20 protein-coding genes and 1 pseudogene are annotated in these 21243 nt (G+C 62.6%); 15 read left to right on the top strand and 6 right to left on the bottom strand.

Annotation, left to right across the window (positions count from 1 at the left end):
• From G3N59_RS16245 to serC, 11 genes and pseudogenes are all read left to right on the top strand, one after another.
• Positions 1 to 293: pseudogene (locus G3N59_RS16245) on the top strand (phosphate ABC transporter substrate-binding protein PstS); the annotation flags it as partial.
• A 362-nt stretch (positions 294 to 655) separates the two neighbouring features.
• Positions 656 to 2764 carry a TonB-dependent receptor gene (locus tag G3N59_RS16240; RefSeq protein WP_205983627.1) on the top strand — a complete coding sequence of 703 codons (2109 nt, stop codon included), beginning with the start codon at positions 656 to 658 and terminating at the stop codon, positions 2762 to 2764.
• Between the two features lie 21 nt (positions 2765 to 2785).
• Entirely contained in the window at positions 2786 to 3472 is a 687-nt protein-coding gene (locus G3N59_RS16235) for a MotA/TolQ/ExbB proton channel family protein (protein ID WP_205983626.1), read from the top strand.
• Between the two features lies 1 nt (position 3473).
• A complete protein-coding gene (locus G3N59_RS16230; protein WP_205983625.1) occupies positions 3474 to 3872 on the top strand; it encodes a biopolymer transporter ExbD in 399 nt (132 codons plus the stop codon).
• Position 3873: 1 nt separating this feature from the next.
• A complete protein-coding gene (locus G3N59_RS16225) occupies positions 3874 to 4632 on the top strand; it encodes a TonB family protein (protein WP_205983624.1) in 759 nt (252 codons plus the stop codon).
• Positions 4629 to 6194 carry an alkaline phosphatase family protein gene (locus G3N59_RS16220; RefSeq protein WP_205983623.1) on the top strand — a complete coding sequence of 522 codons (1566 nt, stop codon included), beginning with the start codon at positions 4629 to 4631 and terminating at the stop codon, positions 6192 to 6194. The genes G3N59_RS16225 and G3N59_RS16220 overlap by 4 nt, the downstream gene beginning before the upstream one ends.
• 7 nt (positions 6195 to 6201) lie before the next feature.
• Complete coding sequence (locus G3N59_RS16215) at positions 6202 to 6918, top strand: response regulator transcription factor (protein ID WP_205983622.1); 717 nt, start codon at positions 6202 to 6204, stop codon at positions 6916 to 6918.
• Entirely contained in the window at positions 6905 to 8281 is a 1377-nt protein-coding gene (locus G3N59_RS16210; protein ID WP_205983621.1) for an ATP-binding protein, read from the top strand. The genes G3N59_RS16215 and G3N59_RS16210 overlap by 14 nt, the downstream gene beginning before the upstream one ends.
• A 371-nt stretch (positions 8282 to 8652) precedes the next feature.
• Entirely contained in the window at positions 8653 to 8844 is a 192-nt protein-coding gene (locus G3N59_RS16205; protein WP_205983620.1) for a hypothetical protein, read from the top strand.
• On the top strand, positions 8831 to 10096 hold the full coding sequence (locus G3N59_RS16200; RefSeq protein ID WP_205983619.1) for a RimK family alpha-L-glutamate ligase: 1266 nt from the start codon (positions 8831 to 8833) through the stop codon (positions 10094 to 10096). Before G3N59_RS16205 ends, G3N59_RS16200 begins: the two co-directional genes overlap by 14 nt.
• Complete coding sequence (gene serC / locus G3N59_RS16195; protein ID WP_205983618.1) at positions 10071 to 11171, top strand: 3-phosphoserine/phosphohydroxythreonine transaminase; 1101 nt, start codon at positions 10071 to 10073, stop codon at positions 11169 to 11171. The genes G3N59_RS16200 and serC overlap by 26 nt, the downstream gene beginning before the upstream one ends.
• 68 nt (positions 11172 to 11239) lie before the next feature.
• On the opposite strand, the gene G3N59_RS16190 is transcribed toward serC, so the two are convergent.
• From G3N59_RS16190 to G3N59_RS16180, 3 genes are all read right to left on the bottom strand, one after another.
• Positions 11240 to 11560, bottom strand: coding sequence for a DUF4148 domain-containing protein (locus G3N59_RS16190; protein ID WP_205983617.1), 321 nt, complete (start codon positions 11558 to 11560; stop codon positions 11240 to 11242).
• Between the two features lie 224 nt (positions 11561 to 11784).
• Positions 11785 to 13131 carry an ATP-binding protein gene (locus G3N59_RS16185; protein ID WP_205983616.1) on the bottom strand — a complete coding sequence of 449 codons (1347 nt, stop codon included), beginning with the start codon at positions 13129 to 13131 and terminating at the stop codon, positions 11785 to 11787.
• A complete protein-coding gene (locus G3N59_RS16180) occupies positions 13107 to 13772 on the bottom strand; it encodes a response regulator transcription factor (protein ID WP_205983615.1) in 666 nt (221 codons plus the stop codon). Before G3N59_RS16180 ends, G3N59_RS16185 begins: the two co-directional genes overlap by 25 nt.
• A 501-nt stretch (positions 13773 to 14273) precedes the next feature.
• Here G3N59_RS16180 and G3N59_RS16175 point away from each other — a divergent pair.
• The gene (locus G3N59_RS16175; RefSeq protein ID WP_205983614.1) at positions 14274 to 15971 is read left to right on the top strand and encodes an APC family permease; all 1698 of its coding nucleotides are present in this window, start codon (positions 14274 to 14276) and stop codon (positions 15969 to 15971) included.
• 77 nt (positions 15972 to 16048) lie between these two features.
• Here G3N59_RS16175 and G3N59_RS16170 read toward each other — a convergent pair whose 3' ends face one another.
• From G3N59_RS16170 to G3N59_RS16160, 3 genes are read right to left on the bottom strand one after another with little or no spacing between them, the layout of a single operon-like run.
• Positions 16049 to 16816 carry a PAS domain-containing protein gene (locus G3N59_RS16170; RefSeq protein ID WP_205983613.1) on the bottom strand — a complete coding sequence of 256 codons (768 nt, stop codon included), beginning with the start codon at positions 16814 to 16816 and terminating at the stop codon, positions 16049 to 16051.
• An 18-nt stretch (positions 16817 to 16834) separates the two neighbouring features.
• Positions 16835 to 17524, bottom strand: coding sequence for a response regulator (locus G3N59_RS16165; RefSeq protein ID WP_205983612.1), 690 nt, complete (start codon positions 17522 to 17524; stop codon positions 16835 to 16837).
• Positions 17496 to 18407, bottom strand: coding sequence for an ATP-binding protein (locus G3N59_RS16160; RefSeq protein ID WP_205983611.1), 912 nt, complete (start codon positions 18405 to 18407; stop codon positions 17496 to 17498). The genes G3N59_RS16165 and G3N59_RS16160 overlap by 29 nt, the downstream gene beginning before the upstream one ends.
• A gap of 259 nt (positions 18408 to 18666) precedes the next feature.
• Between G3N59_RS16160 and G3N59_RS16155 the strand changes: the two genes are divergently transcribed.
• The 3 genes from G3N59_RS16155 to G3N59_RS16145 are packed head-to-tail and all read left to right on the top strand — an operon-like array spanning position 18667 to position 21240.
• The gene (locus tag G3N59_RS16155; RefSeq protein ID WP_205983610.1) at positions 18667 to 19278 is read left to right on the top strand and encodes a dimethylamine monooxygenase subunit DmmA family protein; all 612 of its coding nucleotides are present in this window, start codon (positions 18667 to 18669) and stop codon (positions 19276 to 19278) included.
• Positions 19275 to 20219, top strand: coding sequence for a PDR/VanB family oxidoreductase (locus tag G3N59_RS16150; protein ID WP_205983609.1), 945 nt, complete (start codon positions 19275 to 19277; stop codon positions 20217 to 20219). Before G3N59_RS16155 ends, G3N59_RS16150 begins: the two co-directional genes overlap by 4 nt.
• Positions 20220 to 20229: 10 nt before the next feature.
• Positions 20230 to 21240 (top strand): DUF3445 domain-containing protein, encoded by a 1011-nt coding sequence (locus tag G3N59_RS16145; protein WP_205983608.1) that lies wholly within the window; start codon positions 20230 to 20232, stop codon positions 21238 to 21240.
• Positions 21241 to 21243: the final 3 nt, after the last annotated feature.

Here is a 21243-nt window from a genome sequence, read left to right as displayed (position 1 = left end):
CAGCGGCTGCTGGCGCGGACTGGAAGAAGTCGTTCTACCAGATCCTGACGAACGAGCCGGGCAAGGAAGCATGGCCGGTCGTTGGCGCCACGTTCGTGCTGCTGCACACGGCACAGGACAAGCCGGATCAAGGCAAGGAAACGCTCAAGTTCTTCGACTGGGCCTTCAAGAACGGCACGCCGGCTGCTGACAGCCTCGATTACATCTCGCTGCCGCAATCGGTTGTGAGCGAAATCGAGCAGCAATGGAAGCTGAAAATCAAGGATGCGAGCGGTAAGCCGCTGAGCCAGTAAGCGTATTGCGCAACGGTTCGCCCCGTCTGCGCATGTTCGCACCATCATCACGCGCCTGATGCACCCGAAAATGGGTGTGTCCGGCGCGTGAATGTCCATTTTCCTTCGCCTCGTTTCTCACGCGATTCCGCGGCAACCCCTCATTTCACGTTGTTCTGCGTCCACACTCGCGTCCGCCGGTTTTGAATCAGGACGCGCCGCTTAACTTCGTAAGTTTCGCACCACGGCCAATTAATCCCTTGCCCCTAGTATGGCGGCGTTGCCCACGCAGATCGTCAATCAAAAGCAAAGGATACCTAAGGATGAAGCAGGTTCAGATGCGGCTTCGCAGAAGGCCGATCGCCCAACTCATGTTGGCGTCAATGTTCACAGCGGCTGCGCCTGCAGCCTTTGCGCAGTCGAGCGGCGATCTCGGCGCCGTGCAAAGCACGGCCACCTCGGACTCGACCGGGGCCGCCACGTCGACGAAAGCGCAAACCGCGCCCGCGCAGGCGCCCACGCAAGGATCGCTCACGGCATCAGAGCCGAAATCGATTATCAACAAGAATTACATTCAGAACAGCACGGCGCCGACATCGAATTACAGCGACATCCTGCAGATTGCGCCGAGCGTTTCGAGCGTCAATCCGAACGGGCCTGGTCTGATGGAGACGCAAAGCCTCTCGATTCGAGGCTTCCAGGACGGCCAGTACAACGTGACATTCGATGGCATTCCGTTCGGCGATTCGAATGATTTCACGCACCATTCCACCTCCTTCTTTACCGCTCAGAATATCGGCGGTATTGCGGTCGATCGCGGTTCCGGCGACGCCTCGCAAATTGGCTTCGCGACCTTCGGCGGCACGGTGGCTGTGTCGTCGATCGAGCCGTCGCTCACGCCTGCGTTTTCGGTGCTCGGCTCGTACGGCAGCTGGAATACGTGGGTGACGGGCGCAACGCTCAACACGGGCGACCTGGAAAAGTGGGGCGACGCGCGCGCCGTGGTCGGCTACACGCATTCGAGCAGCGATGGCGCGCTCGATAATGTGGGTCAGCGTCGCGACAACGTCTTCTTCAAGCTCGAAAAGCCGCTTGGCAACGATACGTTGCTGACGCTGTACGCCGACTACAACAAGATTTTCCAGAACACCTCGGTTGGTGCGACGGCGGCGCAGATCCGCCGGTACGGGTCTTCGTTCGCACTCAATGGCGATCCCACGAGCCAGGCCTACTCGGGATACAACTTCGACCGTATCAACACGGACTTCGAGTACATCGGCTTGCAGACCGTGCTGGGCGGCTGGAAGCTCGATAACAAGCTTTACACCTACGGCTATTACCACGACGGCTTCAACGGCATGGACCCGAACGGCGAGACGCCGAACGGCACGAGCTTCGGCGCCGACAACGTGCCGGGTACGCAGATGGCGAATAACTATCGCGCCTTCGGCGACGTATTCAGCGCGGAGAAGGAACTCGGCCCGGGCACGTTGAAACTGGGCGGCTGGATCACGCACCAGTCGAATTTCCGCGACAACATGAACGTGGACGACACGCTCAATTTCGCGCTCCAGCAGATGAATTACACGATGAACGATACGTTCCTCACGTTCGAGCCCTATGTGCAGTATGCGTGGAAGTTGCCGTACGGACTCACGCTCACGCCGGGCGTAAAGTTCGTGTCGTTCAGTCGCAGCCTGAATTCGCCGCTGAATCAGAAGTCCGGCGAGGCCGCTGATTTCAGCCATACGTGGACGAAGGTACTGCCGTCGCTCACGCTGCACGAGCAGATCGATCCGCACTGGAGCGCCTACCTGCAATACGCGCAGGGCTTTCTCGCCCCGAACCTGAACGTGTTCTACGTGCCGAACGCTTCGGTGTCGGGCCAGCCGTCGCCGGAACAGACGGACAACTACCAGCTCGGTACGACCTACAAAACCGACCGTCTCACCGTCTCCGCCGACCTCTACTACATCAACTTCCGCAACGCGGTCACGAGTACGACGGTGGGCGGCAACACCGTCTTCTCGAACGCGGGCGGCGCCGTGTACAAGGGCTTCGAAACCGAGGCCACGTTCTACGCGGGCTACGGCTTCAGCCTCTACGGCAACCTCACGTTCAATTCCGCGAAGCAGAAGAGCACCGGCGACTGGATGCCCAATGCGCCAAGCCAGACCGCCGCGCTTGGCGTGATCTACGACCGCGGCCCGGTGCACGGCTCGCTCATTTCGAAGTTCGTCGGTCATCAATACGGCGACACGGGCAATCAGCAGCCGATCGGCGGCTTCATGGTCACCAATCTGGCCGCCGCCTACACGATCAAATCGCCGACGACGTGGATGCGCAATACGCGCATCGGCCTCGAAATCGACAACCTCTTCAACCGGACGAGCATCGACGGCCTCGCGGGCTACACCGCGCAGGACAACACGCCGCTCTACTGGACGATTCCCGGGCGCGCGGTGTTCGCGACCGTTTCCACTGACTTCTGATTTTTACCGGAGCTTCTTTCCATGTCTGTCGATACCCTGATGCATTACGCGAGCGATTCGGGTGGCGTTCTGTACGTCATCGCCATCATGTTGTTCGTCGCCTTGACGGTCATCCTCGAACGCGGCTGGTTTCTCAGCCGGCTTCACGCGAGCGGCCACGTCGCGCAGGCGCAACTCGACCGGCTCGATCACGTCGATGCGAGCGCGCTCGCCACGCTGGCTTTGCGTCATCGCGATCTGCCGGCCGGTCGCGTGCTGTCGCTGGCCGCGCGCATGAGCGGCGAGCGCAGCCGCGAGAAGGTCGAAGCCATGCTGGAGGAAACGGTCATGCGCGAAGCGCCGCGCCTCGACCGCTTCCTGTGGGTGCTCGACACCATCGTCACGCTCGCGCCGTTGCTGGGTCTGTTCGGCACGATCGTCGGCATGTTCCACGCGTTTCAGGTGCTGTCGAATCCGGGCAATGCGCCGACACAGGTGACGGCGGGCGTCGCTGAGGCGCTGGTGGCTACGGCGTCGGGCCTGTTCGTCGCGATGATCGGCCTGCTGTTCTTCAACGGCCTGCATAACCGCGTGCGTCTCGCGGCGCATCAGCTCGACACGCTCAAGATTTCACTCGTGAATCGCTTGTGCGGTTGCGCGATGGAGCCGCTGTCCGAGCCGCGCGAGCATGCGAGCGGCCTTGCATCGCTCGCGACGCAAGGAGCGTGACATGAAGTACTTCGAAGCGCGCAAGGCGCGTATCGAGATCATTCCGATGATCGACATCATGTTCTTCCTGCTGGTGTTTTTCATCATGATCACGCTGCACATGATTCCGAATGCCGGACTCGCCACGAAGCTGCCGTCGAGCTCGACCGCGCAGTCGTTGCCGCCGCCGAAGCTCACCGTCACGCTCACCGACGACGGCGCGCTGTCCGTCGACGGCCACACGCTAACGCCTGCGCAACTCACGGCGCAACTGGCCGCACAGCCGGATGCCGCACACATGGCCGTGACGATCGCGGGCGCGAGCGGGGCGCGCCTGCAATACCTGGTGGCAGCGATGGATGCTTGCCGCGCGGCGGGCGTCACGCAGGTCGCGCTCGCGGCGCAGCCGGTGGCGAAGTGACATGGCGACCGTGCCGATGATTCCGATGCCGCGCGTGTCGTCCGGGCGTGTGCGCCTGGCGGGCGCCGCTGCGATGGCGCTGTGCATGGAGGCCGCGTTGATGGCCGGCGTGTGGGCTGTGCTCGCGCATCGCAGCGCGCCGCCGCTGCCGCCCGAACGCAAGCCGACGATGCTCTCGCTTGCGAGCGTGGCTGCGCCAGCGCCTACGCCTTCTCCTCCTGCGGTGACGAAGCCCGAGCCGAAGCCCGTGGTGAAGCCCGCAGTGAAACCTTTGGTAAAGCCGAAGCCCGTAGAGCCGGTGCATCGCGTAGTGCATGCGACGCCGCCGCCCGAGAAGACGCCAGTGGCCGCACCAGCACCAGCACCAGCACCGGCTCCAGCGCCCGCGCCCACAGCCGCCGAACCCGCGCCCGTCACGCACGCACCCGTACAGCCCGCCACGGCCGCCGCGCCAGCCGGGCCAGCCGGGCCCGGCCCGAACTTCACGGGCAAGTTGCGCGCCGCGATCCAGGCCGCGCTCCATTACCCGGAGTCGGCGCGCATGTCGGGTGTTGCGGGGCGCACGCGCGTCGCGTTCACGTATCGCGATGGGGTGGTGTCCGAGGCGCGTGTCGTGGTGTCGAGCGGCGTCGCGCTGCTGGACCGCGCTGCGCTCGCCGCCGTGCGCGACGCGGACTATCCGAAACCCGAGCCTGCCTTCGCCGGCAAAGCCCTGACCGAACAACTCTGGGTCAACTTTAATCTCGACGAACAAGAATGAACCGAATTCTGACCGCGCTGACCGGCGCGTTGAGCGCCGCCGTGGCGCTGATGACGAACACTGCGTGCGCCGCCAATGCCGCGCCGTCCTTGCCCGCGCACGCGCCGGTGCATCATGTGCTGCTGGTGAGCGTCGATGGCCTGCATGCGAGCGATCTCGCGCGCTTCGTCGCCGCGCATCCGCAGAGCACGCTGGCGCGATTCGCCGCGCAAGGCGTCGACTACACCAACGCCCGCACCGTCACGCCCGCCGACTCGTTCCCCGGGCTGCTCGCACTCGTCACGGGCGGCACGCCCGCGGCGACCGGCGTGTACTACGACGACACCTACGACCGCTCGCTCGCGGCTCCGGGCGGCGCTTGCCGCGCGACCGGCACACGCGTGCGCTACGATGAATCGCTCGACAAGGATGACGGTCACGGCCACGACGAAATCGATCCGGCGAAGCTGCCGCGCGATCCGCAGCAGGCATGCGCGCCGGTTTATCCCCATGCGTATCTGCGGGTGAACACGGTGTTCGAGGCCGTGCGCGAGGCGGGCGGCTACACCGCGTGGATCGACAAGCATCCGACTTACGAACTGGTCGAGGGGCCATCGGGACAGGGCGTCGACGATCTGTTCCTGCCGGAGATCGGCGCGAACTACGAGCATCTCGACGATCCCGCCAGTGCCGCGCGCGTGCAGAAGATCACGGGTTCGCTCGCGCGCACCGAAGCCTACGACGCCATGAAGGCGCGCGCGCTCGTCAACGAGATCGACGGCCGCAATCACGACGGCAGTGCCGCCGCGCCCGTTCCGAACCTGTTCGGCCTGAATCTGCAGTCGCTGAACGTCGCGCAGAAACTCTATGGCTATCGCGATGCCGATGGCGCGCTCACGCCCGACGTCGAGGACGCGCTCGCGCACGTCGACGGCTTGCTGCACACGTTCGCGGATGCGCTCGAACGCAATCATCTGCGCGACGACACGCTCGTTGTGATCAGCGCGAAACACGGCAATGGGCCGGTCGATCCCGCACGCCTCAGGAAGATCGACGCGTCGAAACTTCAACAGGCGATCGAGGCCGCTGCGCCTGGCGCGCTCGGGCAGTTGACTGTCGATCACGGCGCGCTGGTGTGGCTGCGCGACGCCAAGACGACGGCTGCTGTGACCGCCGCGCTACGCGCTCACGCAAAGGCGCTCGGGATTGCCGACGTCATCAGCGGCGAGCGTCTCGCGCTGCGCTTTCCCAATCCGCGCGACGACAACCGCACGCCCGATATAGTCGTCGTGTCGCGCGACGGCGTGATCTTCGCAGATGCGCACGACGGCAAGCTCGCCGAGCATGGCGGGTTTCACGACGACGACACGCGCGTGGCGCTGCTGGTGTCGAATCCGCATCTCGCGGCGGCGGGCCAGCGCGTTACGTGGCCGGTTTCGACCACGCAGGTCGCGCCGACGATGCTCGCCGCGTTGGGTCTGGCGCCGCGCGCGTTGCAGGCGGTGGCGCAGGAAGGCACGGCGGTGCTGCCCGATTCAGCGTGGACCGGCGCGAGCGCAAGCCGCAACGTCCCGAACCCGTGAGCAAGCGATGAACACCGCGCGCACAAGCCACCCGCGCGTCCTGGTCGTCGAAGACGATCCGGGCGCCGCGCTCGAAGTTGCTTCGGCGCTCGAAGACTACGGCTTCGACGTCGAATGCGTGCCTAACGGTTTGCAGGGCTTGCTGCGCGCGATGCATGCAGAGTTCGACGCCGTCGTGCTCGATCGCATGCTGCCGGATCTGGACGGCCTTTCGATCCTCGCGACGTTGCGCAATATCGGCAAGCAGACGCCGGTGCTGATCCTCAGCGCGCTCGACGCCGTGGACGAGCGTGTGCGAGGTCTGCGCGCGGGCGGCGACGATTATCTCGTCAAGCCGTTCGACGGGCTCGAACTCACGGCGCGTCTGAATGCGCTGCTGCGCCGTCGCCAGGCCGCGGCCAACGGGGTGAGCGACGCGCAGACACTCTGCGTAGGTGAGCTCACGCTCGAACGCGCGACGCGCACCGTGCGGCGTGCGGGCGAACTCATCGAGCTCAAGCCGCGTGAATACAGCCTGCTCGAATTCCTGATGTGTCATGCGGGCGAAGTGGTCACGCGCACGATGCTGCTGGAATCGGTCTGGAATTATCACTTCAACACGCAAACCAACGTGATCGACATGCACATCAGCAATCTGCGCCGCAAGCTCAGTCTGAACGGGCGGCTTTCGGCGATGATCGTGACGGTGCGTAACTCTGGATACATCATTCATGTTTCGGTCTAGCGGCAGGCTGCGTGCGCGCCTCGGAAGATCAGGCGGCGTGGGCTGGCTGCTGATGGGGTTTCTGAGCGCGGCCATTGCATTGTTCGCGCTGCTTTACGGGCTCACGAGCGCTTATCTGCTGCATGAAGTCGATGAGCGTTTGCGCGGCGAATTCGCTGAATTTCACGCCATCGGCCTAACGCAGGCCATCGAAACGATCGCGGCACTGAGCCGCCGGGATATTGCGTCCTCGCGGCCCTATGGCGTGTTCGACGCGCATGGCGTGCGCCTCGCGGGCAACGTCTCGACGCTTCCAGACAAGGAAGACCGCGAGCCGTTCGATTACACGGAAACGCTGAGCGAAGGCGGCCGCAGCAGGCTCGCGCATTATCGCGGCATCATCATTCCGACCACGAGCGGCCTGCGAATCGTGGTGGGGCATTCGATCGACGAAGTGCGCCACTTCGATCGCACGCTGCTCGACACGCTATTCGCGGGTATTGCGCTGACGAGTTTGCTGGCGCTTGCGTGCGGCGTTGTACTCAATCGATACGCGAACCGGCGCATCGCTGCAATTGGCGAATCGGCACGCGAGATCATGGCGGGCAAACTAAGCCGGCGCTTGCCGCTGCGCGGCAGTCACGACGATCTCGACCGGCTCACGAGCATCGTCAACGCCATGCTCGACGAGATCGAGCGATTGATGGGCGAGGTTCGCAGCGTGTGCGCGGGCGTGGCGCACGATTTGCGCACGCCGATGACGTCGCTGCGCGCCGGGCTGGAACGCGCGCGACGGCGCGCTGAAACACCGCCGGCATTCGAGCAGGCGATCGACGTGGCGATCGGTCAGGCGGACGTAGTGCTCAACCGCTTTTCCGCGCTGCTCAGAATCGCTGAAATCGAATCGGGCAGCCGCCGTGCGAGCTTTCGTGCGATTGCGCTCGATGCCGTAATGCGCGATGTCGCTGATCTTTATGAGCCGCTCGCGGAGCATCGCCGCGTGGCGTTCAGCGTGGACGCGGCGACGCCCGTGCAGGTGAATGGCGATTTCGATTTGCTGTTCGGTGCGATCGACAACCTCGTCGACAACGCGCTGAAGTTCACGCCCGAAGGTGGTGCGGTTGCCTTGAGCGTGCGGCTCGACGGCGCGCAACCGTTGCTGACCGTTGCCGACGACGGCCCCGGCATCGAGCCGGAAGAGCGCAGTGCGGTACTGCGGCTGTTCTATCGCGGGCGCGCGTTCGAAAACTCGACGTCGGGACACGGATTGGGCTTGAGTCTGGTTGCAGCGATTGCGCGCGTTCATGACGCGAGCGTGGAGATTCTCGATAACGAGCCGGGTTGCAAGGTTCAATTGCGCTTTGCTGCGCAGGCGCAGAACTGATGTCTGGCGAATAAGGAAACTTACGCGCGAAAGTCACGCGCGCGATTTTGTACCAACTTACCTTAAGCGAATATTAGATGACGTATCAAATTTCGCTCGCAACATCATGACATGACGGCATTCTGTCGCCACACGAATTTCATGAAAATCTGTTCATGGGGAAATTATTTTTCACTTATCACAATGATCTTTGGCGAGAGAATTTCATTACCGGATATTACTCCCAAGATGTTGCAATGTATTTCTACAAGTTAAGGATTTCATAAGCGGGCTTGTCTTAGTCTGCGTGCCGTTCCGTTCGGCATTTTGTTCCGTTCGGTTCATGTCAGATGAACCGGTGCGAATTCGCACCGCAAACCGAAGGACGCACATTGAACAAGCTGCCACGCAAGGCGAATCCATTCGTGCTGATCGACTGCAATCAATTCAAACGGAAAGCCGTCGCGCAAGATCGACAAGGCGAATCGCCACGCCCATTTGAAATTCCGGCTTTTGAGGAGGAAGTGGGTTACATCGGCGATGCTCCCATGCTTGCCCGAGTGTTGAAAGATGAGACCCGCTGAAATGGGTGACGCTCAAACAGTTCAGGAAACGTCCTATCAGCCGCTGGGTCTTTCGGCATTGTTGCGGCTGGCATCGAATGGCGGCGATCTCACCCAACTGGGCGCCACCTTAATCGAATATAGCCGCACGCACGATGACCCGCAGGCACTGCTGGAATTGGCGTGGGTGCTCGAATTGAAGTTCGAGCGTGCTTCGGCGCTGGCTGTTCAGAAACTGGCGATCAGCATGCAGCGCCAATATCGCATTCACCAGGCTGTTTCGCACGACCCAGTGAAGCTGCTGGTTTTCAAGGCAGCCGGCGATCTCATGACAAACACGCCCTTCGAATGCCTCGTGGCATACACGGGATTTCAGATCGACGTGCTGTTTGTGGACGAGGCGCTCGATGCGGATTGCCGTTTGCCCGAGCACGATGTCATTCTGGTCGGCCCCTGTGCGCTCGATGGAAACCGTGCGGCCTTGGCGCGCATCGCGGAGTTGTTGAAGAAGACCGACGCGCCGGTCATCAATCGCCCGGATCGGATTCCATGCACCACCCGTGACGCTGCCTGGAACCTGCTGGGTGCCGAAGCGGGCATTCACATGGCGAACACGGTGCGCGTCGAGCGTGCGGTGCTCGTTGCGCGTATTAACGAGCCCGAGGGTGTCAACGACGTCGCCGGCGTGCACTTTCCAATGATCATTCGTCCGGTAGGGTCTCACGCTGGGCAAGGCCTCGCGCGCGTCCAGACGATGGACGAACTGGCGCAATACCTGCGCGAGTCGGATCGCGACGAATTTTATGTGGCCTCGTATATCGATTATCGCAGCGCGGACGGCCTGTTCAGAAAGTACCGCATTGCGTTGATCGACGGTGTGCCCTACGTCTCGCACATGGGTATTTCCGTGCACTGGATGGTGCATTACCCCTATGAAGAGATGCTCGCGCATGCGCAGCGTCGCGAAGAAGAGGCGCGCTTTATGGCGACCTTCGATGCGGATTTCGCGCACCGTCATCGCAACGCACTGGCGACCGTCGCGAAGTCGACCGGGCTGGATTATGTCGGACTCGATTGCGCGGAGACGCCGGACGGTCGCCTCGTGATCTTCGAAATCGCCACAGCGATGGTGGTGCACGATATGGACGACCCAACGGCGTTTCCCTATAAGCCTGCCCGAATGAAGCGCTTTTTCGACGCGTTCTGCGCGATGGTCGAGCGCAAGGCAAAAATGAATCGAGAGCACGATGACGACACGCAGGAACGAGTTTAATTTTTCGGGTGGACCGGGCGCGTTACCCGCATCGGTCTTGCTTCAGACGCAGCGCGCAATCGAGACGTTGCCGGAAACGGGGATTTCAGTCCTGGGCATGAGCCATAGGTCGGAGTGGTTCGTTTCGCTGGTTGAGGAAGCGTCGCAGAATCTGCGTGCTTTGCTGGGCCTTTCCGATGAATACGAAATCGCTTTCATGCAGGGCGGTAGCAGTCTTCAGTTCGCGACGATCCCGATGAATTTCGCGGGACAGGCATGGGCACCGCCGCAATACGTCAGTTCAGGCTATTGGAGCCGCCGCGCGACGGCGGAAGCGCAACGCGTCTATCGATGCGCCGTGGCATGGGACGGTGTGCATTCGCGCTATAGCGAATTGCCGGATCTCACGAAACTGGATATCGATCCTCGTGCAGCGTATTTGCATTACGTTTCGAACGAGACGGTGGAAGGGCTGCAATTTGGCGCACAGGAAGGCCCCTCGAATGTGCCGCTGATTGCGGATATGTCTTCGGACTTTCTTTCCGCGCCCATCGATACCGATCGATATTCAATGATCTATGCGCACGCACAGAAGAATCTCGGTCCTTCGGGCGTCACGGTTGCGCTGGTCAAGCGCTCATTGCTTGAACGCGTTCCAGACGGTCTTCCAGCGATTCTCGACTATCGCACGCATATCGAACATCGCTCGAACTACAACACGCCGCCCGTATTCGCCATCTACGTGCTGACGCTGGTTTCGCGATGGTTACGCGACGAGATCGGCGGTCTGCAATCGATGTGCGCGATTAACGAGCGGAAATCGGCCGCAATTTACGGCGCGCTTGAAAGCCTGGGCGATGCCGTGCGTATTCACGCAAAAGCGCCGTGGCGTTCGCGGATGAATGTGGCGTTTTCGTTCGGCGACGAGCGGCTCGATCGCGCCTTCATCGAATTTACTGGCGAGCGGCAAATGACCGGCCTTGAAGGTCATCGCTCACTAGGGGGCGTTCGCGCGTCGCTGTATAACGCGGTTACGGAGCAGGCCGTTGCGTCCCTTTGCGAAGCGATCCGTGAATTCGCTTTAGCACGGATCTAAGCGAAACAGCGAGCGACGGCGCAGCGCCGTCGCTGGTGCGCTCATGAACCATGCCGGCACACATGGCATCAATGGTGTTCGTACAACGTGTTCTGAAAGTGACCCGTCATCGGGCTGCCGGATTGCTGGGCGCCGATGGACGTGCCACCGTATCCCGTATCAACGGCTTTGGTCATCGAGGGTTGTGCAGCAACCTTTGCCTCTGCGGCCTGAATGTCATCGGGATAATTCAGGCTGTTAGCCGACGGCTTGTAGCCAACCTGTTCCAGTTGAACCAGTTCATGCCGGACCTGCGCACGGGTGACCGGTCCATTTGTCGACTGTGCGAACGCAAGTGCCGGGCTCAGCAATGCAAGGGTAATGGCCAGTGTCTTGAAGATCGATTTCATGATGAATGCCTCTGCGAGTCAGTGTTTAACGATTGCTGGAATATGCAACTCCAGTACCGTCAGAATGCCGCGTGAGACTTATCTGAAACTTAGGGCACTTAGGCCCATCATCTTTGATGCGATTTCCGCGCCATCTATGGCTGCTGCGTCCCTTTATTCAGCGTGTGGAAACTTCGCCAACGTATTGGCTATTTAGGGCGCGAACTTCGGTCTGAGTTGATCGGCTAGCTGCCGTCCAGCTTCAACGTTTGTAATGTGTCCGGAGCGGGAAAACGGATAGAGACGCAGAGGCCTCGCTGCTTGACTTCGTCGCTGTGCGTCAGAAAGATCTGCGCGTTCATCCGTTTCACCAACGTTTGCACAATCGATAGTCCAAGCCCGGAGCCGGGTACTTCGTTGCCTAACGCGCGATAAAAGGGGGCGAATACACGTTCCCGTTCGGCTTCAGGAATGCCCGGGCCATTGTCGACGACGCGGACCTCGACATAATGAGGTGTCTTCTGGACCGACAAGTCGACCAGGCCGCCGGCATCTGAATAGCGAATGGCATTGTCGACGAGATTCTTGAGTATGACGAACAAGTCATGCTCCCGTGCAGCGATCGTGGCATCCTGAACGCCATCGATGCCAAGGTCGATACGTCGTACCTCCGCAAGCGGCATGAGATCTTCGAGGACGCTACGGAATACGTGTTGTACGGAAACCTGGGTGGCGTCCGTATCGGAAGACGCCTGAGCCCGCGCAAGCGTTAGCAATTGCTCGAGGAGGTTGCGCGTCCGTTCAATACCGCGTCGCAATGTGCCCAGTCGCTCGCGAGCCGTGGCTGGCATATCTGCGTTGGCCAATCGTTCAGCCTGGAGCGACAAGGCCGTGAGTGGCGAGCGAAGCTCATGGGCGGCATCGGCAATAAATCGACGCTGGGTTGCCATGGCGTGGTCGACACGCTCTAGCAAGCGATTGATGGCGAGGGCGAATGGCCGAACTTCGCGCGGCAGTGGTTGGGCTTCTATGGCGTGCAATTCTTCTTCGGCTCTGAGGTCGATTTCAGAGGCGAGTGCAGTGATTGGCGCAAACATGCGACGCACGAGGACCACTACGGTGAATACCAATATGGGCACGAGAATAAGCAATGGCAGGATGGTTCGTAGTGCCGCGTCTCTCGCAATTTCGTCGCGGAAGGCTGCATCTTGAGCCACCGCGACGCGCGATCCGTCTCTCATCGTGCGGACTAGCACACGATAGGATTTAGCGTTCATCTGGAGCGTATGAAGGCCGTTGTCGATCATGACGGGAATCGGCAGCGACCCTTTGTCTATTGGAGACTGGACAAATATCCGGGGCGCGTCTTCGCCGCCTTGCAGGCCATGCATGCCACGCTGCGTGAGCGGGTCAGCCTCAGCCAATGATGCGACCTGGCGAAGAACGTCATCCTGTAGCTCGTGGGCCTCGTCGAGGGCCGTCATGAACGAGAATGTGCCCGCGATGCCGGCGACAAGCAGGATCGCCAGAAGCAGATAAGACGACAGTTTGACCTGTAGCGATTCCCCTAAGATCCTTTTGAGACCATCCATCCGCTACCTCGAACGTTTTTGATGACGTCGCTGCCGAGCTTGCGCCGAAGGGCGTGAATCAGATATTCAACGACATTACTTTCCACCTCTTCGCCCCAGCCATAGATTCGGTCCTCGAGATCCGAGCGGGAGAGGATCGCTCCTGGGCGTACGAGGAGCGCCTGCAGCAGTGCGAACTCGCGACCGGTCAATAAAACGGCTGGCCCGCCATGCGCAGAGGCTTCACGAGTGACAGGATCGAGTGAAACGATGCCGTTGCCAAGCATGGGCGTCGCGTTGCCGGATTTGCGGCGCACTACCGCGCGTATTCGCGCGAGCAGTTCTGCCATCTCGAACGGCTTGAGGACATAGTCGTCTGCGCCACCGTCGAGCCCACGCAATCGATCATTGAGCCCATCCCGCGCCGTGATGATGACGACAGGCACGGGATTGTTCGCGGTGCGGATCTGGGTCAGAACGTCGTGTCCGTCCTTGCCAGGCAAACCGAGGTCGAGCAGCACGACATCATAGGTGTGGCAACTCAGGGCAGTGAGTCCGCTTGGCCCGTTCTTGACCCAGTCGGCGGCGTAGGACGCATCGCGTAGAGCATCGACAATCGCCTCACCGATCATCGGATCATCTTCGAATAGGAGCACCCGCATTGAATCCACCTGTGAGAGATGTTTTGGGATCGTGGTCCGATTCAGCAGCTTAGCAGTGATCCTGGCGTAGCATCCTGCAGCGGATGCGGAAGGTCGAATGGCGCCAGTTCTCGTATCCAGGTGTGCAGTGAGGCCAGATATTAGTTAACATAATATAATTTATCAAAATTTAATTTCGGTAGTTGTTATTTGAGCAAGCCGAAAGAACTAAAAATTTTGATCTTTAGCAACGTGACGCTTCTAGTGCACTCAGAGAGCAAAAACGGTCGTTTGCTTCTCCCTTATCACTTCACGGCAGAACCGCGCTTCACCGGCCATATGCGCCTCACGAAGTGACAGAAGGACAACGACGGTTCCAAGTCATCCTCGTACCATTGCCTCGCCAGCACGATCCCGCACCCATGGCCAATTGTGGGGGTACCTCTTCAAGGCGGTTGATGCAGGTTTATTGGATAGCCATCGTCTCGTAGTGGACAAAAGCCCGCATTCACGGAGAAGACGATGAGTTCAATCAACGAAGGGAATGCGGATCTGTTCGCGCCTTCAGCCCACGAAGCCGCCGGGCTACAGCGCAAGATCGGCTGGGCCGGGGCGTTCTGGGTCGCGAGCGGCGTGCCCGCGCTGGTGCTGTTTTCGATCGGCTCGATTGCCGCGACAGTCGGCAAGCCGTCGTGGATTATCTGGGCCGTGTCGATCTGCTTTGGCCTGATCCAGTCGTTTTCTTATGCCGAAATCGCCGGTCTCTTCCCGCACAAGTCGGGCGGCGCGTCGGTCTACGGCGCCATCGCATGGGTGCGCTACAGCAAGCTGCTCGCACCGCTGTCGGTCTGGTGCAACTGGTTCGCGTGGTCGCCGGTGCTGGCGATCGGCTCGGGCCTGGGCGCGGGCTACGTGCTCAGCATGCTGTTTCCCGCCAGTGCCGCGATCAACACCTGGCAACTCACGCTTGTCGATCTGGGCTGGCTCGCGAGCGGTCTCACGCTGCGCATCAACGCCACGTTTATCATCGGCGCGATCATTCTCCTCGCCACCTTCGCGGTCCAGCATCGCGGCATTCTTCAGGCCGCGCGCTTGCAGATGATTCTCGCGGTGTCCGCGCTGCTGCCGCTGCTGCTCGTGGGCCTGTACCCAATCCTCACGGGCGATCTGCCGCGCGCGCATCTGCTGCCGCTCTATCCGCTCGCGAAGGATGCGGCCGGTCATGTGATCGACGGCGCGTGGGACCTGAGCGGTATTCAGCTGATGGCGGGCGGCCTCTTCATCGCCGCGTGGTCGACGTACGGTTTCGAAACCGCCGTCTGCTACACGCGCGAATTCCGCGACCCGCGCCGCGACACGGTGAAAGCGATTCTCTACTCCGGTCTGCTATGCCTCGTGTTCTTCACGATGGTGCCGCTCGCGTTCCAGGGCGCGCTCGGTCTCGGCCAGCTCGTCACGCCCGAAGTGAAGGATGCGGCGGGCAACGTCACGCAGGCCGCCGTCTACGACGGCATCCTTTCGCCGGGCATCTACAGCGGCATGGGCGTCGCCGAAGCGATGGCGCAGATCGTCCACGCGGGCACGTGGGGCGCGTTCCTGCTCAAGCCGATGCTCGCATTCGCACTGGTGCTCGCGATCATGACGTCGATGGCCGGTTCGTCGCGCACGCTCTATCAGGCTTCCGTCGATGGCTGGCTGCCGAAGTATCTCTCGCACGTCAACGCCAACGGCGCGCCCACGCGCGCGATGTGGACCGACCTCGTCTTCAATCTGTTCCTGCTGCTGATGTCCGATTACGTGGTCGTGCTCGCGATGTCCAACGTCGGCTACATCATCTTCAACTTTCTCAATCTCAACGCCGCCTGGATTCACCGGCTCGACCGCAGCAACTGGGTACGGCCGTTCCGTGCGCCGAAATGGGTGCTTGCGCTCGGCACGCTGCTGTCGTTCGTGAATCTCGCGCTGATGGGTCTGGGCGCCGATGTCTGGGGCAAGGGCACGCTGATCTCGGGCGTGGTGTTCGCCGCGCTGATCGTACCGGTGTTCCTGTGGCGTCACTACGTGACCGACAAGGGCCGCTTTCCCGATGCGATGCTCAACGAAATGGACCTCGCCTCGCCGACGCTCAAGGCGCCCGAACGGCGCGCCGGCTGGCTGCCGTATGGCGCGATCGTGCTGGGCGTCGTGGTGGTCTGCGCGATGCACTGGATCGCGCCGTAACGCAGGCGGCCTTCACATCTTCAGAGGGCGCGCGGAGGTTTCGCGCGCCCTTTATCTTTTACGACCCGGCAAGCAACTCAAGCCACCTGCGCCACCTCGAAAATCGCCCCTTCGATTCCCAGCACCTCCCCGCCTTCCGAATAGATCCCCGCGCCTTTTTCGAGCACCGCCTTGACGCGCCCGTCCGCGCCGCGAATCCGGTAGCGCAATTCGAACGCGTCGCGCGCGGCCAGCGCCTCCTGCACGCCGTACCAGACGTAATCGGCGTACTCCGGCAGGATCAACTGGCTGAAGCTGTGCTCGTGGCTATCGACGAACCATTCGCGCGGATAACCCGTGAGCGCCTCGCAGCCCGCGCTGACGATCTCCATGGTCCACGAGCGATTGTTGCGGCCTCGATAAAGCAGGCCCGGCATGCCGTCGAGCAGGCCGAGCACGCCGCGCAGGCGCGCCTCCAGCGCAGCCTCGCGCCGCTGCGACTGGGTCGCGTCCACAAGCGCCACGCCATACGACGCGCCCGCGCGCGCCACCGTGCAATCGAACCAGCGCAGATCGCCCGAAGGATGCAGCAGACGCAGACGCGCGCGCACAGCGCCGCCCTCGCCGCCCTCATCGCTCTCTTCATGCGCACGCGCGCGTTGCAGCAGCGTCTGCCAGCGCGCGCGATCCTCGGGATGCACGGCGCGCGCGAACGGCGCGCCGGGCCGCAACGTCATGGCGCGCGTCCAGGCCGCGTTCGCGCACAGCACGACGCCTCCCGGATCGAGCGTGAGGAGCGGCACGGGAAACGCGTCGAGTCCAACCATCGCGCCGATATCGTCGAAACCGCCTGCCAGCGATGCCATAGTGCTTCCTGATCTCTTCTAGTGCCGCGCAAGCGCGTCGCGATGCACGCTCGCCGCCAGTTCCAGCCGCGAGCGCACGTCGAGTTTGCGCAGCAGATTCTTCACGTACACCTTCACAGTCCCTTCGCTGATACCCAGTTGCCGCGCGATCAGCTTGTTGCTCATGCCCTGCGCGATCAGCGCGAGCGTCTGTGCCTCGCGTCCGGTCAGCCGGTCGCGCCGCGAGGGTGCCAACGCCACCGCTTGCGCCTGGGTAGACGCGGCGTCGTGACGCGCATCTTCTTCGTCATCGCCGGTATCCGCGAGCAGATCGCGCACGCTTTCATCGAGCGCCACCATGCCGTTCGCGCAGTTGCGCACATAGCCGAGCAGCACGTCCGGCTCGGTCTCCTTGAGCATGTAGCCGTCCGCACCAAGCCGCAGCGCGGCGAGCAGCTCCGCGCGATCCATCGACGCGGTCAACACCACCTTGCGGCACGCCATGCCGAGCTGGCGTAGTTCGTCGAGCACGGCAAGGCCGCCGAGCCCCGGCATATGCAGGTCGATCAGCACCATCGAAGGCTGCAATTCGCCCGCGAGCGTGATGCCCTGGCGCCCGCTCGACGCTTCGCCGACCACGACGAACTCGCCGCTGGCGTTGAAGTAATCGGCGAGACCGCGGCGAAACAGAGGGTGGTCGTCAATCAGCAGCAGCGTGGTCGGGCTCACCCGGTGGCTCCTCGTCGAGTTTGAGGCCGGGGACGCTCAGACAGATGCGCGTGCCGCCCGTCTCCCCAGCGGTTTCGATGTCGATATGCGCGCCGATCGCCTGCGCGCGCTCGCGCAGGATATTCAGGCCGTGATGGCTCGCGTCCACCGTGCCGGCTGCGGCCAGGCCCACGCCATCGTCGGTGACTGCGACGCGCAACGTGCCGCGCGTCTGCGCGGCCAGTTCGATCCATGCGTGGCGCGCATGCGAATGGCGCACCACGTTCGACAGCGCCTCGCGCACGATCTGCAACACGTGCAACTCAACCTCGGGCGCGAGCACAAGCGTCGGCACGCGGTTATCGATTTCGAACACGACATTCGAGCGCCGCGCGAATTCCTCGACCGAACCGGCCAGCGCTTCGCGCAGCGAGCGGCCATCGTGTGTGAGGCGCGCCGAAGTGATGAGCTCACGCACCTGGCGCTGCAAACGCGTGACGAGCGCGCGCAATTCGCCGACCAGCGCCTCGGAAACCTCCGAGCGGCGCATCTGCTGCTGGATCTGGCTGACGACGAACGAGATCACGCCTAGCTGCTGCGCAACCGAATCGTGCAGTTCGCGCGTGAGGGCGCGAGCGGCGTCGCGCTCCTCCTTGTGCCCGGCCGGGACGAAGTCGCGCAGGGCTTCGAGCAGTTGCGCGGCGCTGCCCAGCGCATCGTCGTGCAGCCTGGCACGCTCGCCGGGCATATCGGCTTCGATGCGCGCGAGCAAGCTCTGGGTCGCCTCATGCCAGGTCGCGCCGCCCAGCAGCGCGGCGGCGCAATCGAGCAGCGCTTCGCGCACGCGCACAGCGCCGTACGCGCCAGCCGTCTCTAGCTGCCCGAAATCGCGTCTCGCCGACATGAGCCCTGTCCGGAATAAATGCACCCCATCAAGCAAGCTCCATGCCGTCACAGGTTTTCGCGCTCCTTACCTCAAAAGGCGTACCTCCTCTTCAGGATTGAGTGCCGATTACTGGCAGGAAACGATGTTGCACAGAAAGAAACGCAATGCCTTCGCCTGGCGGCCAGTGCCAATGCCCCGCGATGACGCATGCGAGCCGCACCGAAGCCGCCCCTATGCACTGTTTTGAGCCGAGCCGCCCATGACCCAGGTACTGCACATGACTGCTTCACAGCCTGCTTCACAGCCTGCTTCACAGCCTGCTACTCAACCCGCTTCTCCACCCACTCAACACGCGACCAGCGCGCCGCGCTACGCAGCGCTCGAGCCTTGCCTGGAGGCGCATCTTCATCTGCTCGTCGCGCAAGCTGCCGCGCTAGAAACGCTCGATTCTTTCGTCATGCGCCTCGCGCAACTGGCCGCGCCCTCGCGCCTGTTCTGCACGGGGCGCGCCACGCCGCTGGCCATCGACACGACCTTCTGCCCGAACGAAGACGATCTGGCCGCCGAACTCTCGCGCACGCTCGCGCAGTGCACACCCGGCACACGTCTCTATCTCGCCGGCGACGAAGCATTCCTCTGGCGCATGCATCGCCTCGCACGCGAAGCGGGACTCGAACGCGAGGAAATCGCGGCGACGCCAATCGGCACGCAACGCGCGGTGTACTGCGTGCACTGCGCAAACACGCACGTCTACAGCGCCAGCGACGAAGTGACCTGTGCGCGCTGCAAGGTGCGTTTGTCGGTGCGCGATCATTTTTCGGAGCGCATGGGCGCGTGGCTCGGTGTCTGCGCCGATGCCGACCGCCCCTATGCGGAGGCCCACGCATGAGCACGCTCGAAGTCCAGGTCAGCGCCGCGCGCCTGCTCACGCCGATCGTGCGCGAACTCACGCTGCGCGCCGTGTCGGGTCGACTGCCGCCATTTTCGTCGGGCAGTCACATCCAGTTGGTCATGCAGGGACGCGAGCGCGAAATGCGCAACGCCTACTCGCTCGCGAGCGACCCCGCCGACGCGCACGCATGGCGTATCGCCGTGCGTAAAGCCGATGTTTCGCGCGGCGGCTCCGCCTACGTACATGCTGACATCGAACCCGGCATGACGCTGCGCGTCACACGCCCCGCGAATCTGTTCGCGCTGCATGCCACGGCGCAACGGCATGTGCTGATCGCGGGCGGCATCGGCATCACGCCGTTTATTGCGCACGTCGCGGAACTGGAGCGTCGTCACGCCGATTTCGAACTGCACTATGCGCTGCGCGGCGGCCTATCCGACGCCTATGCGCACGAGTTGCGCGCGCGTCTGGGCCAGCGCTTTCACGCCTACGACAGCAGCGCAGTCGCGGCGCAACGGCTCGACGTGCAGCGCGTGCTCGCCACGCAGCCGCTCGGCGCGCACGTCTATGTATGCGGCCCGCAATCGCTGATCGACGCAGTGCACGAGAGCGCCCGCGCGCTCGGCTGGCACACGCGACGCGTGCATGCCGAAGCCTTCGCCGCGCCCGCGCCCGGCACGCCTTTCACCGCCATGCTCGCGCGCAGCGGCCGACGCATCGAAGTGGCCGCCGATCGCAGCCTGCTCGAAGCGCTCGAAGCCTCGGGCGTAGCGGTGCCCAATCTGTGCCGCGGCGGCGTCTGCGGCCAGTGCGCGACGCGCCATCTGCAAGGCGATGTCGAGCATCGCGATCACTTCCTCGACGCTGGCGAACGCGCAACGCATCTGATGCCCTGCGTCTCGCGTGCCTGCGGCGCCACGCTTTCCCTCGACCTGTGAGCCCGATTCCATGAGCGTCCTGATCAAACCGGCCCAAACCTATCGCGGCGATTTCAGCTTCGACAACAGTGCGAAAGCCATCGCGCGCTTCCCGTTTCCGTTTCCCGAGGACTGCTATCAGTACTCGGTGAACATCGAACCCGCCACGCCGCGCGAAACGGGGTCGGTATTCGAGCACTGGTTCGACATCGACGAACACTACCGCTCCGAAATCGCCGAACGCGCGCTCGTGCTCGAAAGCGATCCTCGCCGCTCGATCCAGATGCCGCATATGCAAACGGCCTCGTGGGACGCGCTCGAATTGATCATGGAAAACCTCGCCGCCGATTACCCGGACTGGTTCGCGCTCCAACGCGACGGCATGCGCTGGCAGTGGACCAACCGGGCGTTGGGGATCGAGCAAAGCTTCGAGTTCGGCAACGACAGCACGCTGCCTTATGCACCGCTCGAATACATCGTGCGGCAGACCCAAGGCGACTTTGCGCTGCTCGACCAGCGCGACGGCGATCTATATATGGACGCAGGCGTCATCACCGGCCCCGCCGACTGGTCGCTGGCGTTCGACGCGGGCATGAGCTTCAAGCAATGGCACGCGCCGGTTCCGCTCGCGCATCAGATGGGCGTGTTCGACCGCGCGCTCAAGTACCTGCTCGGCGTCCAGGCGGGCGCGCCTGTGCGGCGGCTGAACTGGACGCTCACGGTGAATCCGCGTCTGGATACCTCGCCGGAGACGTATCACACATGGGGCAGCGACCGCGGCACCATCACGGCGGCCAACGCGGGCGAACTCATGCATCTGCGTGTGGAACTGCAACTGATGGTGCGGCTGCCGCGCAGCAACGCGCTGATGTTCAGCATCCGGACCTATCTGTGCAGCTTTGCCGATCTCTGTACCAATCCGGCATGGGCGCAGCGCCTGCATCGCGTGCTGCGCGATCTGCCCGAGCCAATTGCCGACTACAAGGGCATGACGCGTTACCGCGCGGCACTTGTCGAATGGTTGAGCCAGTTCGATCGTTGACCA

Source organism: Paraburkholderia sp. Ac-20340, from assembly GCF_017104965.1.
Lineage (GTDB): Bacteria > Pseudomonadota > Gammaproteobacteria > Burkholderiales > Burkholderiaceae > Paraburkholderia.
Note: the sequence above shows the minus strand (reverse complement) of the source record. Positions and strands in the feature narration are given on the sequence as shown.